This window comes from Rhodoligotrophos appendicifer (assembly GCF_007474605.1).
GTDB lineage: Bacteria > Pseudomonadota > Alphaproteobacteria > Rhizobiales > Im1 > Rhodoligotrophos > Rhodoligotrophos appendicifer.
The window spans coordinates 33678-47634 of sequence record NZ_VHKL01000020.1 but is presented as its reverse complement, the minus strand read 5'-3'; the positions used below and the strand labels follow the sequence as shown (position 1 = coordinate 47634).

At 61.1% G+C, this 13957-nt stretch carries 10 protein-coding genes and 1 pseudogene; 6 read left to right on the top strand and 5 right to left on the bottom strand.

Annotated features, from left to right (window positions below):
- Positions 1–63: 63 nt before the first annotated feature.
- From FKM97_RS25680 to FKM97_RS25660, 5 genes are all read right to left on the bottom strand, one after another.
- Positions 64–669, bottom strand: coding sequence for a DUF4391 domain-containing protein (locus tag FKM97_RS25680; protein ID WP_144295310.1), 606 nt, complete (start codon positions 667–669; stop codon positions 64–66).
- A complete protein-coding gene (locus tag FKM97_RS25675; RefSeq protein ID WP_144295309.1) occupies positions 666–3938 on the bottom strand; it encodes a helicase-related protein in 3273 nt (1090 codons plus the stop codon). The genes FKM97_RS25680 and FKM97_RS25675 overlap by 4 nt, the downstream gene beginning before the upstream one ends.
- A gap of 1 nt (position 3939) precedes the next feature.
- Positions 3940–5160: an ATP-binding protein gene (locus tag FKM97_RS25670; RefSeq protein ID WP_144295308.1), complete on the bottom strand. Its 1221-nt coding sequence runs from the start codon at positions 5158–5160 to the stop codon at positions 3940–3942.
- Positions 5161–5541: 381 nt separating this feature from the next.
- Positions 5542–7407, bottom strand: a complete 1866-nt coding sequence (locus FKM97_RS25665; protein ID WP_205015308.1) for a type II toxin-antitoxin system HipA family toxin — start codon at positions 7405–7407, stop codon at positions 5542–5544.
- Between the two features lie 145 nt (positions 7408–7552).
- Positions 7553–8260: a hypothetical protein gene (locus FKM97_RS25660; RefSeq protein WP_246105272.1), complete on the bottom strand. Its 708-nt coding sequence runs from the start codon at positions 8258–8260 to the stop codon at positions 7553–7555.
- A 230-nt stretch (positions 8261–8490) separates the two neighbouring features.
- Here FKM97_RS25660 and FKM97_RS25655 point away from each other — a divergent pair, with 230 nt between their 5' ends.
- The 6 genes and pseudogenes from FKM97_RS25655 (at position 8491) to FKM97_RS25630 (ending at position 13903) form a co-directional block, all read left to right on the top strand.
- On the top strand, positions 8491–9438 hold the full coding sequence (locus FKM97_RS25655; RefSeq protein ID WP_144295306.1) for an ArdC family protein: 948 nt from the start codon (positions 8491–8493) through the stop codon (positions 9436–9438).
- Positions 9435–10001: a hypothetical protein gene (locus FKM97_RS25650; RefSeq protein WP_144295305.1), complete on the top strand. Its 567-nt coding sequence runs from the start codon at positions 9435–9437 to the stop codon at positions 9999–10001. Before FKM97_RS25655 ends, FKM97_RS25650 begins: the two co-directional genes overlap by 4 nt.
- Positions 9938–12073 carry a ParB/RepB/Spo0J family partition protein gene (locus FKM97_RS25645; RefSeq protein ID WP_144295304.1) on the top strand — a complete coding sequence of 712 codons (2136 nt, stop codon included), beginning with the start codon at positions 9938–9940 and terminating at the stop codon, positions 12071–12073. The genes FKM97_RS25650 and FKM97_RS25645 overlap by 64 nt, the downstream gene beginning before the upstream one ends.
- 101 nt (positions 12074–12174) lie before the next feature.
- Positions 12175–12652, top strand: a pseudogene (locus FKM97_RS25640) (hypothetical protein).
- A 197-nt stretch (positions 12653–12849) separates the two neighbouring features.
- Positions 12850–13266 carry a hypothetical protein gene (locus tag FKM97_RS25635; RefSeq protein ID WP_144295303.1) on the top strand — a complete coding sequence of 139 codons (417 nt, stop codon included), beginning with the start codon at positions 12850–12852 and terminating at the stop codon, positions 13264–13266.
- Positions 13259–13903 (top strand): antitoxin of toxin-antitoxin stability system, encoded by a 645-nt coding sequence (locus tag FKM97_RS25630; RefSeq protein ID WP_144295302.1) that lies wholly within the window; start codon positions 13259–13261, stop codon positions 13901–13903. The genes FKM97_RS25635 and FKM97_RS25630 overlap by 8 nt, the downstream gene beginning before the upstream one ends.
- Positions 13904–13957: the final 54 nt, after the last annotated feature.

Genomic DNA, 13957 nt, shown 5'->3' with positions numbered 1-13957 from the left:
CCAGCCTAGCCAATGGACGGCTTTTACTCCGCCCGCACCGCCATCACGTCGGCGCTCCATGGCCTAATTTGTCACCGCCCTGCACACCCGATCGAGCCGGACCTTGATGCGATCGACCTCACGGGTCTTGGCGCGGATCGCTTCCATCCGTGCCACACGTGCCTGAATATCCTCGTCTGCCGCAGCCTGCGCCGGCATCAACGCGGTGAGCATCTGTTCGTAGAGAGCGCCAAGATTGAGCGCGATGGGGAGCGGCGACCGGGTGGTCGCCTCCTCCGCCCAATTGGTCTCGAAATACTCGCTCACCACCCATTTCGCGGAATCCGCCTCGCTCGGCCGCTTGAACGCAGCGACGGCTTTCCGCTTGCCCGACCAGCTCAGCTCGAAAATCAAGGGAAACGGAATGGCGCGATCGATAGCGCGCAGCACGTTGAGGTCCAGATCCGCCCGCCGCAAGCTGATGGTGAAAATCTGGATCTCCGAAACGGAGCGCGTCGCCGCCAGATTTATCGTCTCGGGCGCCAGTTTGTACTTCCAGACGATCTGGTCGACCTGGGTGATGAACAGGTCTTTCAGCGCTGCGCCTGCGCCAGCGTGTTCATAGATCTTGTTCTTCGGGACCACGCGCCCGAAGGCGGCGCCCTTGGGATAATCGAAGAAAGCTGTCACCCCGCCGCCTCCTCGATCACAAGGAAGGCGATCAACTCGAAATCATCGAGCCCAGCGATGGTGTGAACCAGAGCCGAGGTACGTCCGCCGCTGAACAGGCTGTCGAGATCCTTCTCTTCTTTCACGTCGATCATGGACCGGATCGCGGCGCTCAGAAGGTTTGAGCAATGCTCCATTTTGCGCCCGTCCTGCGTGCGCTCGTTGAACAGGCGGCATACATCCTGGACGGGATCGGGACGGCCCTTGCAGCTTGAACGGATCAGATCGAGCAACCGTTTGACCTGGGTGTGGTCCGCCACGATCTCGCCGTTGTCGCCGATATAGACGAGATAATAGGGGTGCAGGCGGTTCTGCTGATTGACGTTCACGCTGTCGTGGATGTTCTTCAGCGCGAAAATCACGCCCGGCGTCAGACCCATAGCGGGGTTCGCCGGAACCAAGGCGTGCATGCCATTCGGCAGATGATCCAGCGCGCCATTGGCCTTGATGTAATTCAGGAGATCCATCCGGAAATCATTGAGGCCGAGGTCCGTGATCGAAACCCCCGTTCGCACATCCTCAAGCTCGATCACCTCTTCCTGAAGGCGCTGAAGCTGTTCCTTGCGATAGGCAATATCGCTGCTCTTGGACGTGAGGACGTTGTCGTCGCCAGTCGCCGTCACGTCGGCGATCATCATGCGGTTTTCGACCCGCTCCCTCAGGTTGATATACTCATCCAGCGAGATATCCGGCCAATAATTGACGAGCTGGATCTGGCTATTCGGGGAGCCGATGCGGTCGATCCGCCCAAAGCGCTGGATGATGCGCACCGGGTTCCAGTGGATGTCGTAATTGACCAGAAAATCACAGTCCTGAAGGTTCTGGCCTTCCGAGATGCAGTCCGTACCGATCAGGATATCGAGTTCGGCAGGCTCCTCGGGCAGGATCAGGTGTTTTTCTTTGGACCTCGGTGAAAAGAGCGTGAGGACCGACTGAAAATCATAGTTCTTTTTCAGCGTGGTTTTCGGCGTGTCCGAACCGGTTACCTTGCCCGTATGAATGCCGTTGGATTGCAGGAGAGCCGGCGCAAGGTGGGCATAAAGATAGTTCGCCGTGTCGGCGAAGGCTGTGAAGATGATGACCTTGCGGTTCCCCGGATTGAGCGGCTCGGCAAGCTTCTCGGCAATAATGCCCTTCAGATGCTGGAGTTTCGCATCGTCCTCAGGGCCAACCAGCTCCATGGAGGTAATCAGCTCGCGGATCAGAAACAGATCCGCTTCCAGATCGTGCTTCCAGGACGGCACGTCCATGTCCGACAGGCTGATCTGGACCTTCTTGCCGACGGTAAACTCGTCGACACCGCCCAGATCCTCATCCTCATCGTTCAGGGAAACGTCGGCCAGATAGTCGCTGACGGTCTGGGAACCGCCGGAACGCTCAAAGCCGGCGATGGCGTCCAACGTCCGGGCGATGTTTCCACTCAGCGCGCGAAGCGTGAGCCGAAATGCCTCTACCGAACTTTCGAGGCGTTTTAGAAGGTTCGTGGTCATAAGCGCCTGCAGACTGCGCTCGCGATCTGCCTGACGCAGCTTGCCTCGCCCACCTTCCACCTGGGTGTCGTAAATCTCTTCGTATTTCCGCAAACGGCTCGGCAGGATGTAACCGATAGGGGCGTACACCGCGAGTTTCAGCACCGAGAGACGCGCAAAAATATCATTGAGCCCGAGCACGTCAGGCCGGTGAGTAATCGGGCACTGATATGACAGCGGCTTGCGCCGCTGCGGGAACTTGCCGATGTCCTTGGTGTCGTAAAATGTCTCAATATGCTTGCGTGACCGGGCAATCGTCACCGCATCGAGCAACTCAAAGAAATCAAAATCCAGAGCCTTGAGGATCGCCGATGCCGTGCGCTCTTCGGGCGGCAAATCGGTCCACGCATTGAACGCCTTCTGGGCGCGGCGGAAAATCTCCTCAACGCCCGTCTTTGCCTTCAAATTCTTGCTGAGAGACTCAGACTCCCCCTCATAGGCCAGGGCCAGCTGGTTACGCAGGTCATTGAAGCGATTGTTGACCGGCGTTGCCGACAGCATGAGAACCTTGGTCTTCACGCCATCGCGGATCACCTTGTTCATCAACTTCTGATAGCGGGTCTCCCGGTCCTTATAGACATCGTTGTTCCGGAAATTATGGGACTCGTCGATGACCACGAGATCATAGTTGCCCCAGTTGACCCGGTTCAGCGGTATGCCAAAGGACTCTCCCGACGTGCGCGACAGGTCGGTATGACAAAGCACGTCGTAGTTGAGCCGGTCCTTGGCAAAAATGTTGGTCTTGAGGTTGGTGTTGTAGTTGCGCCAGTTGTCCGCCAGCTTCTTGGGGCACAGCACCAACACGGACCGATTGCGCAGCTCATAGTATTTTACGACCGCCAACGCGGTGAAGGTTTTGCCCAGACCGACGCTATCGGCAAGAATGCAGCCATTGTGCGTTTCCAGCTTGTTGATGATGCCGGTCACCGCATCGCGCTGGTAGTTGAACAATTTGTTCCAGACCTGGCTGTCTTTATAACCCGTCAGATCATTCGGTAAGGCATCCTGATCGAGATCCTCCAAAAACTCCTGGAAGATGTTGTAGAGGATCTGGAAGTAGAGGCGCTCAGGTGAATTTTCCTGATAGACAGACTCGATATGATCACAGATCGCCGAGGTGACATCTTTTACCTTTTCGGCGTCACTCCATATCTGGTTGAAGAGCTGGAGGTAGACATCCGTGTGGCTGGGCTCATCGACGCGGGTAACTAGGTTCGATACCGCGCTGCCTTTCTGATACCCGAGGTCCACCGCCGTGAAGCCGCTGATCGGCATATAGGCTGCACCCCCCGCATCAGCCGCGACGTGCATGAACTGCTGCATGGGAGAATTAGTCGAATTCGACTTGAAACGAGCCTTCTTGCGAATCCAATCTGCGCATTCCCGCGCGACGGCGCGCTGCGTCAGCTTGTTGCGTAACTGGATCTCGAACTCCGTCCCGTAGAGGCTGCTCTCCCCACCCGCCTTGGGGATGAAAAATTCGCGCCGCTCTTTGCGAAGACGGTCCGTCACCTCAGTTGGAACGAATGTCGGGGCCGTGAAGATGAAGTGCAGGCTTTCGACCTTGGAAAGCTCTGATTTCAGGGCTTCAAACGCATAGATCGAGAAGCAGGATGCCGCGATCTTCAATCGGGAGCCCTTGCCGATAGTGGCTTTGAGATCGTCGCCGAGCAGCTGCGAAGTGTTGTCGATGATTTTCATCTTATCTCCACAAGCAGGATAGGGGCGCAGCGGCCAGCTTGTCACCGAAGGGCACGAGATCGGTGCTGTCGTAGAGCACCACGCCGTAGGCGAACCGTTCCTTGCACGCCTCTGCCAAGGTCCGCAGCCCGCCGAAATCGCTCGACTTCACGGTCGCTGACGCCTTGATCTCGATCCCCACGATCATGCCGTCATCGCGTTCCAGCACGATGTCCACCTCGCGCATCTGCTGGTCACGGAAATGGTAGGGCGTCAGTCGTAGATCCGACGCCGTCATGAGCTTCAAGACTTCGGAGAAGACGAAGCTCTCCAGTAGCGAGCCGAACACGTCGCGGCTCGCCCGCACTCGTTCGAAGCTCAAGCCGCGCGCCGTGGCGAGCAGGCCCGAATCGAGGAAGTGCAATTTCGGTGTCTTGGCGATCCGCTTCAACGCGTTCGTGTACCAAGGCTGCAATGTCGCAACGAGGAACACCTGTTCGAGCAGCGCGACATATCGCTGGCCTGTCTTGTAGCTGACATTGATGCTCGAACCGAGCTGGGAATAATTGACCAACTGCCCCGAATGCTCAGCTAGAAGTCGAACGAATTTTGGCAGTTCGGTCAGCTTCTCGATCTCGGCAATGTCCCGAAGGTCGCGGGTTAGCACCGATGTCAGATAAGACCGCGCCCAATCCTGACGACGGCGCTCGCTCTCGCGGGCAATCACCTCTGGAAATCCGCCCAGCAGCGCAAGTTGGACAAGATCATCGCCAACGACCGCCTGCTTGTCGCCCTCCAGCTTTCCCGCGAAGAGACGTTCTAGGAAGGTCGACGGCCCGCCCGCTATTTCCGCGCGGGAGAGCGGCAGCATCCGAAGGGTTTCGATCCGGCCCGCCAAGCTGTCGGCAACGCGCGGCAGGGTAAGCACATTGGCAGAGCCGGTAAGCAGGAAGCGCCCGGGGCGATAGTCCTCATCGACCGTCTTCTTGATCGCCAGGAGGAGGTCGGGCGCGCGCTGGATCTCGTCGATGATGGCCCGGTCCAGACCACGAATGAAGCCGCTCGGATCGGACCGGGCGGCTTCAAGTACCGTCTGGTCATCGAGAGTGATGTACGTCCGGCCCGCTTCCCCTATCTTCCGCACAAGCGTTGTCTTGCCGGCACGGCGCGGTCCCACGATCAGCACCACCGGGGTATCTGACAGGGCTTCCTCGACCCGATGCTCCACAAATCGTTCGTACATTCCGACTCCTGATGAGCAGAACTATCGCTTATGATAATTAGAAGTCAATGGCTGGATAATTAGAACTTTCTTTCCTGCCATCTAGAACTCGAATTATAGGGAATGTCTTCCCCCTACGGCGAAGCCGTGGACTCGCCGCCCCTTCGGCGGGGGCGAGTCCACGGCCTCGTTGAGAGTGCGGAACGATTTGCCGTAACGGTTTGAAAGCTGGAGAAGGGGTCTCCGGCGCCCGTCATGGAGATTGACCCATGAACATGCAGTTTCTCGACGCGCGCCGGGATGCGAGCGGCGGCTAACCACCGAACGTGCAGGAATCCTGCTTCCACCTTTTTCTTTCCGAAGATCTGCCCGATATCTGCAATCGTCTGCCCAACGAACTTTTCAGTTTTGCCAAGCGAATGTCGCGCATCGATCCTCGACGAGGGCGGTCACCTTGTCTTGCATAGTCTTCGCCACCGCGGATTCGACCGCGAACGCAGGCAGGCGCAGCGTCTTGGCGCGCTCGGATAGTTTCCCGACAAGTTCGCTCATAGCCGCCTCGGCGTCACCGATCGTCAGACCGATCGTCCGCGCCAGCGCGAGAAAGTCCTGGCGCGTCAGTCGGTCATCCTTACCGTTCAGCTTCAGGGCCATTCGATCACCGCTGAGTCCTGGAAAAACGCGCGTGGTGACAGCGTCATAGAGCGGCGCGAAACGAACCGTCGTGAAGGCCTTGGCGCCAGCCTCAGCCGTCTTGAGCATGGCGAGGTTCTTCAGGTGCATATCGCCATCGGCAATCAGCCAGGCAAAGACCGCACGACGAAACAGGATGTCAAGGTCCGCAGCCGGTTCGGTTGAGAGCGGGCGCAACCCCCGCGCCATGCGCTCGATCGTGCCATCATATTTTGCCGAAGGTGGAAGATCTAAGATGGAACAGAAGTCCTCCATCGCGAGACGACGATCGTCCTGAGGGCCGCGCCGGATATCGAACCGTTCGACCACCAACGCAGGCGACATGCCGTCGGGCATCTCGATCAGGGCCGCGTCGGGCACCTCGAACCCGGCGGCGCGGCCAAGTTCCAGACAAAGCCACTCGACGATCGGCAGCATCTCGAAGCCTGCCGTCCCTGCGGGCTTGAGAATGTGGGAAAAGGCCTGGTCGATGGCCGGAACGAGAACGCCATCCGGCGTCAGGCTCATCGGCGCCTTGATCTGGACGCCCGACAGGCGTGGCGCTTCGGCCCGCGCGAAGATGCGTGCTAGGTTCTGTTCGAAGGTCTCCTCGATCTCGCCCCGCGCAGGTCCGGCGTACACGCCTGTGAAGTGGCCCGCATCGAGGAAGTCTGCGAGTGGGGTGGTGAGAACATCGGCAGGCAGTGTCGCCAGTTCCTCGCTGTCCTCGACGATGATGATGTTGGACATGTAGCGTCGGCCACGCCGCAACGCCTCGCGTTCGTCGCGCTCATGAAGGACCTGGGCAAGCCAGCCCTCCGGCAGCAGCGACTCGATAAACGCCGGCAGCTTGCCTGGCGTCGTCTCGCGCACCAGCGCCGGACCAACGCGTCTCTGAGCCTTCCAGCGCCATTCGAAACCATCATGGATCAGGCGACCAAGCGGTTCACCGTGCCAGGCGACCAGGAGATCGAGCGCCGCCTTGTTGACGGGAACCTTCGCCCCGCCGGGTTGGGCCAACAGGAAGCGTTCGGCGCCCTCTCCCTCACGATACCATTCATTCTCACGCGCCAGCGCCCAGACGGCGTCAGCCGCCGCGCGTGGCGTTCCATGCTCCTCCACCAGCCGGGTCGCCATTTGGGCGCGCATTTCGACGGTGACGGCGCTGGCGTGTTCGCTTCGCAGGCGGAAGGCTTCGAGGAAGCGTTGGCGTGGCGAGGACGCGGCGACGCGCAACTCTCCCAGATCGTCACCAATCACCGCAATCGCTGTCGAAGGGTACGCCGGGGCTTGGTTCTGAACGATCTCGAGCGTGCGTAACCGCGTGCGCTGGTTGCGGCGACCACTGATGAACAGGCGCCCGTCTGGCGTGGGCGCAAGCAGAACCGCGCTTGCGGACGAGAGATAGGCGTTGGGATAGAGGTAGTGGGCGATACGGATGGTATGGCCCAGGATGGTCACCTCAGCGTCGCCATCATGATCGACATAAATGCCCCGGACGAGCTGGGTCAGCTCTCCAGCCTGCGCGCGCTGATGCGCCCGCTTGGCATCGATCGTCTCTCCCACCAGATGGATAGCCACAGGATTATCCCGCATTTCAGATGAGCGTTAATCGCACATTGGGGGCGATCAGTCAAGAATTATCACGCATCTGAAATGCGTGATAATTCTCGAATTGCTGTTAGCGTCAGCGCCCGGCACCCGGCACCCGGCACCCGGCGACGGCCCCATTCTTACAGCTTTAACCTATAACAGACATTGGCTGCACATCCCTGACCTCGCCACGGCTTCCGACCAGCGCTATCTCGATGCCGGCCAGCGCACAGCGCGGCGCCAGTCGTTCGGCCAGGCGCAAGGTGCTTTGCGTGAAAGGTACGACGGCGACCTGACGCCCTTGTGATGGTGTCGCCATCAGCATGCCGACCGTCTCGCACAGGCCCTTAAAGAGCCGGGACACCTGACCCGAATGCCTGGTATTGATGATCCCGCCTTTGCATTCGGCGGAAATGACCTGGTTGCCGACCTCCGCAACCACATCCCCCAGACCCGACTCGGGGTTGACGGTGATCTCCTGGCCCGCAGCGTTCCGATATGTGCCGCCGTAGCTGGTGCTGCCGATGCTCGAAATCTTGGTGAAGCCTCGCCGGACCAGCCAACCAGAGAAGTCAAATTGTTTGCCATGTTCGCCATCGGGATGGACGCGGACGTGGCGGGTATCCTGCGTTCGCAACAGGTGCATCGCATAGGCGACCATCACCGCGCCTTCATAAAGATGGTGTTCATGCTCGCCATCGGATTTTCCGATGCGGTTGGGCGGCGGCGAAAGCGCTGTGACCAGATCTTCGAAGTCCACAGTTTCCCTCCAGCGGGTTGGAATATCTGATTGACTGAGAGTAATCTGCATCCAGCAGCTCAATCGCTCAAAGAATACCAGAAACGTATCAAACACCAGTATTTCGCCATGCCTCTATTCGGCCAGAAGCTGGAATGAAATTGCCATAGGCACTAGGTTTATTGAGGGGAAAGCCTTCCCCTGCGTCCGAGCCTCTCGTCTCCATCGACCCCTTCTGGGGGCCGGCGGCCCCGCAACGCCCCGCTAGAGTGAGAGTGCGGACAGGGTTTTCGTGACGGGTTGAAGGTCGGGAGAGAGGCTTCTGGCGCCCGTCGCGGAGAACCGCGATGTCCAAAAACACCACTCGCGCTCGCACTGGCACGGACAGATCGAGCCTCTACGACGACATCACCAACAAGATCATCGGCGAGCTGGAGGCCGGGCGCGTACCCTGGGTCCAGCCATGGAGCACCGCAGCGGCGAAGGCGCCGCTCGCCATGCCGAGAAATGCCGCCACCGGCCGCCAATATTCGGGGATCAACGTCCTGATCCTCTGGGGCGCGATGATCGAACACGGCTTTCCCGGGCAGGGCTGGCTGACGTTTCGCCAAGCGCTATCTCTCGGCGGCAATGTCAGGAAGGGCGAGCACGCCACCACCGTCGTCTACGCTGACCGCTTTGTGCCAAACCATGAGAAGAAGCGCGCGCGTGACGCTGGCGAGGAGGCCCAGGCGATCCCGTTCTTGAAGCGCTTCACCGTATTCAATGCGGCGCAATGCGATAACCTGCCCGAGGACATCGCCGCCGTTGCGCCACCGTCGCTGCCGGGTTTGATCGAACCCAGGGTCGAAGCCCTGATAAAGGCCACCGGCATCGACCTCCGCATCGGCGGCGACCGCGCCTTCTACGTCCCAGCCCACGACTATGTGCAGTTGCCGCCGCCACAAGCCTACTTTGAGGCGATCAACTGGCACCGGACGGCGCTACACGAACTTGGACATGCCAGTGGCCACCATACGCGGCTCAATCGTGATCTGACCGGCTCCTTCGGCTCGAAGAAGTACGCCTTCGAGGAGCTGATCGCCGAGATGAATGCTGCCTTCTGCTGCGCCTCACTCGGCATCGCACCGACCGTGCGTCACGCCGACTATATCGGCTCCTGGCTGGAGGTGCTGCGCGAGGACAACCGATCGATCGTGCGCGCTGCCTCGCAGGCTAGCAAGGCTGCGGACTATCTCCTCGGTTTCTCGCCGGGCCTCGTCGCCGCGGAAGACGATCAGCGGGAGGCAGCATGATGGCCGCTCACCCGCCAGGTCGGCACCTCCTCAACAATGCGCTCGGCTTCGCCGCCGGAGCGCGCCACGCGACATCGATGCCCGAACGTCACGCCGGTCAAGTCGTGCTGCAAAGCCTGGGGAACGCGATCGAGCTGTCCCTCAAATCGATCCTGCAGACGCACGGCTGGAGCGACGATCGCTGCCGGCGCGAGATTCGGCACGATCTGGTGAAAGCCTTGGCGGCGGCTGAAGATCTCGGCTTCCGGCCGAGCGATCCGGCGCTTGCGCCGTTCATCGCCCTGCTATCGCCCTTTCATCGAAGCCACTGCATGGCCGTGCTCGCCGCCTGCACATCGCAGGCGGCTTTCTATGAACATGGGGTCGGAATGACCGAGCAGTTGCTCCGCGACATCGTCCTGTGGCTGCCGAGGCATGAGAGTGAGAGGAGTGTGGGGTTTTTCGTGACGGGTTTGAGACGAGAGAGAGGCTCTCGGCGCCCGTCGCGGAGATTACCCCGATGGCTACTGCTGTTCAGAAAATCACCCTGTCGTCCTCGCGCGACATCCCCTTCAACAAGCTGATCCTCAGCCAGTCCAACGTCCGCAAGGTCAAGGCCGGCGTGTCGATCGAGGAACTGTCGCAGGACATCGCCCGGCGCGGCCTGCTTCAGGGCCTCAATGTCCGGCCCGTCGTCGATGCCGATGGTAATGAGACCGGCATGTTCGAAATTCCCGCAGGCGGCCGCCGCTACCGGGCGCTCGAACTGCTGGTGAAGGCCAAGCGTCTGGCGAAGACCGCGCTCGTGCCCTGTGTCGTGCGCGAAGCCGGCAGCGACATCCTCGCCGAGGACGATAGCCTGGCCGAGAACATCCAGCGCGCGCCGCTCCATCCCCTCGATCAGTACCGTGCGTTCCAGGATATGCGCCTCAAGGGCATGTCCGAGGAAGACATCGCCGCGGCCTTCTTCGTCCCGGTGAACGTGGTGAAGCAGCGCCTGCGTCTGGCATCCGTCGCACCCTCGCTGCTCGACCTCTACGCCGAGGACGGCGTGACGCTGGAACAGCTCATGGCCTTCACCGTCAATCCCGACCATGTCCGCCAGGAACAGGTCTGGGACGCGATCAAGGATTCGTGGTCGAAGGAACCCCACCAGATCCGGCGTATGCTGACGGAAACCACGGTGCGCGCTTCCGACAAGCGGGCGCAGTTCGTTGGTCTGCCCGCCTATGAGGGCGCCGGCGGCATCGTGCTGAACGACCTGTTCCAGTCCGACGATGGCGGCTGGCTACAGGATGTCGGCCTGCTCGACCAGCTCACGGACGACAAGCTGAAGGCGGAAGCCGAGGCGATCGGCGCGGAAGGCTGGAAGTGGGTCGATGCCAGGATCGAGACGCCTTACGGCCACGGTCATGGCCTGCGCCGGCTGATCGGCACGACCACGCCCCTGACCGATGAGGAACAGGCGACGGTCGATGCCCTCACGGCGGAATACGAGGCGCTGGAAGCCGAATACGCCGAAGCCGAGGAATATCCCGACGAGGTGGACGAACGAGTCAGCGAGATCGAAACCGCGCTCGCCGCCTTCGAGGAGCGCCCCGTCACCTACGATCCGGCCGAGGTCGGTCGCGCCGGCGTGTTCATCAGCATCAACCGCGAAGGCCGCCTGTCGGTGGATCGCGGCTTTGTCCATCCCGAGGACGAAGCCCCGCTGGTCGTGGAGGACGGTGAGGATGGCGAAGGAGCCGCACCGGACGGGGCCGCCTCTTCGATCCCGGCCGTGCAGCGGGCGGTCATCACCGTCGGCGGTCAGGCGGCCGAACCCGAAGAAGAGGAGGAAGATAGCGCGATCAAGCCGCTGCCCGAACGGCTGGTCTCGGAACTGACGGCGCACCGGACACTGGCACTGCACGATGCGCTGGCGAACAACCCTCACGTCGCCATGACGGCGTTGCTGCATCGGTTGGTGATGGAGCGCTACCACTATTCCGCGCCGAGCGGATGCCTGGAAGTCATCGTTCGTCATCACTTCTTCTCGGCCCAGGGCACGGACCTGAAGGACAGCCCGTCCGCCAAGGCCATTGCCGCGCGCTATGAGGATTGGAAGGCTGATCTTCCGACCGACGACAACGCCCTATGGAACTGGATCGCCGCACTCGACGACGCCAGCCGCATGGCTTTGCTCGCCCATTGCGTCGCCTATGGGGTGAACGCCCTCTACGAGAAGCCGAATCCGTTCAGCGGCAGCGGCCTCTCGCAGCACGGGCTTGATCAGCGCCTGTCCCAGGCCGACCGGCTCATGCGCGCTACGGGTCTCGACATGGTCGAGGGCGCAGGATGGCGGCCGACGGTCGAGAACTATCTCGGTCGCGTCACCAAGCCCCGCATCCTCGAAGCCGTGCGCGAAGGGGCTGGTGAACGGGCAGCCTCGCTCATCGAGCACCTGAAGAAGGGCGACATGGCCAAGGAGGCGGAACGCCTGCTAGCCGATACCGGCTGGCTGCCCGAACCTCTGCGGTTGTTCGAGGAGGATCAGGCGCCAGAGGATGTTGACGCACAGGACAACATCAAGGCGCTGCCCGACTTCCTCGCCGGTGACGACGACGAGACCGACCATCCCGAGGACGAAGCGGCCCATCTGATTGCGGCCGAATAAACCTCATTAGCGGGGCGGCTCCGGTCGCCCCGCTCCTTTTCCCTCCCTTCCATCCAGGTTCGGCATTCGCCGGGCCTTTCTCGTTTCTGGAGACTGAATCCATGTCCGCACACATCGTCCATGACACCGCGCCGCTTGGCTCGCTGATCCGCTATACCGATGGCACGCCCAAGCCTCCGGCGCGGTTTTCCAAGAAACTCGCCGCCTGGGAACGCCGCAACGGCGTCGGCCGGCTGGTGAAAACCGAAGCGGGCTCGCGAGCGGCCGACCTATTCCTCACCGGCTTCCATCACCCTGCATGAGGGCAATTTCGCCAGCGGCGGCGTCATCCTCGTGACCGTCATGCGCACCCATTCGGTCGATAGCGATCTGACCTTCGAAATCGCCGAACGCCCGACCATCGGCATGGTGCGCGTGCTTCAGGATTTTGGCGGGAACAGCGAGTTGCTGCACTTGGCCGAAAGCCGCGAAGCCGCCGCGTTGTGGCTGGCCAGGAACAGACACGGCAATGCCCGCCTGGAGGGCGTCACCGCCGATGAGGTCGGCGCCGATGTCGTTGAAGGCCGGATCGCTGCCTGACCACCCCCCCCCCCCACAATTGCCATCAATCTGGCCCGACCTCCCCGCAGGAGTGTCGGGCTTTTTTGTTTCAGGAGGTCCGGCGGTGACGCAGCAGCTTGAGAGGAAGAGGAACGCCGGGGCGGGTTTGAGCCGGTTGGGGTCAAGAGAGAGAGCTCCCCGGTTCGGCCCGATCCTGCTCTCCGAAAGCCCCTCTCATGGCCGACTATTTCACCCATTTTTCGTGCCTGCTCGATGTCGGTACGCCCGGCAATGCCGCTCGCGCACTCGATCTCTACAACACCCTGTCCGAGGAAGGCGCATCGGAAGACCCGCCCTCGGATGGTTTCCTGCTGTCGATCCAGCCCGAGCATGGCGGCACACAACTCTGGATGCGCGATGACGTGACCGGCGATCCCGAGCGCCTGATCCAGTTCGTCAAAATCTGCGCTGCCGAATTCAGTCTGACTGGCCGCTGGGGCTTCCAATACGCCAACACCTGCTCGAAGGCGCGCGTCAACGCCTTCGGCGGAGGTGCGCACGCTCTCGACCTCGCCACCGGCGAGACCATCGCCTGGACCTATACCGATGGCTGGCTGGCCGAAATCCTCGACGGAGGTGATCCCGATGCCTGAGATCATCGAAACCACCGTCTATCGCCTCGACGAACTCTCCGATCCGGCGAAGGACAAGGCCCGCGACTGGTATCGTGAGGCGTCCAGCGACGATGACTGGCAAGAGTTCGTCTATGAGGATTTCGAGACGATCTGCGAAACCCTCGGCGTTCGCCTTAAGACCAGGCCGGTTCGCCTTTACGGCGGCGGGACACGCCAGAAGCCGAGCATCTACTTCAGAGGTTTCTGGTCGCAGGGTGATGGCGCCTGCTTCGAGGCCTTCTATTCCTATGAGAAGGATGCTTCCGCCAAGATCAGGTCGCACGCGCCGCAGGATAGCGAGTTGCACCGCATCGCCGATGCCTTGCAGGCGATCCAGCGGCGAAATTTCTACCAGCTTCACGCCGAGGCCAGCCATCGCGGTCACTATTACCACGAATACTGCATGTCGATCTCGGTCGCGCGCGACAGTCCGACCTATCAGGACATGACCAAAGATACCGAGGATGCTGTGATCGAGGCGCTGCGCGATCTGGCCCGCTGGCTCTACCGCCAGCTCGAACGCGAATACGAACACCAGACTTCGGGTGCCGTCGTCGACGAGATCATCGCCGCGAACGACTACACCTTCACGGCGTCAGGCCGACGCTTCGGCTGAACGCCGGGGAGGCATCGTCTATGACCGCGCCTTGAGAGGAAGAGGCCGGCCGGA

Bases quoted from the DNA above. Each gene is read 5' to 3' on its own strand.
- FKM97_RS25655 (WP_144295306.1), top strand. From the start codon at position 8,491: ATGTCCAAAAACACCACTCGCGCTCGCACTGGCACGGACAGATCGAGC.
- FKM97_RS25650 (WP_144295305.1), top strand. From the start codon at position 9,435: ATGATGGCCGCTCACCCGCCAGGTCGGCACCTCCTCAACAATGCGCTC.
- FKM97_RS25675 (WP_144295309.1), bottom strand. From the start codon at position 3,938: ATGAAAATCATCGACAACACTTCGCAGCTGCTCGGCGACGATCTCAAA.
- FKM97_RS25635 (WP_144295303.1), top strand. From the start codon at position 12,850: ATGGCCGACTATTTCACCCATTTTTCGTGCCTGCTCGATGTCGGTACG.
- FKM97_RS25665 (WP_205015308.1), bottom strand. From the start codon at position 7,407: ATGCGGGATAATCCTGTGGCTATCCATCTGGTGGGAGAGACGATCGAT.
- FKM97_RS25630 (WP_144295302.1), top strand. From the start codon at position 13,259: ATGCCTGAGATCATCGAAACCACCGTCTATCGCCTCGACGAACTCTCC.
- FKM97_RS25645 (WP_144295304.1), top strand. From the start codon at position 9,938: ATGGCTACTGCTGTTCAGAAAATCACCCTGTCGTCCTCGCGCGACATC.
- FKM97_RS25670 (WP_144295308.1), bottom strand. From the start codon at position 5,160: ATGTACGAACGATTTGTGGAGCATCGGGTCGAGGAAGCCCTGTCAGAT.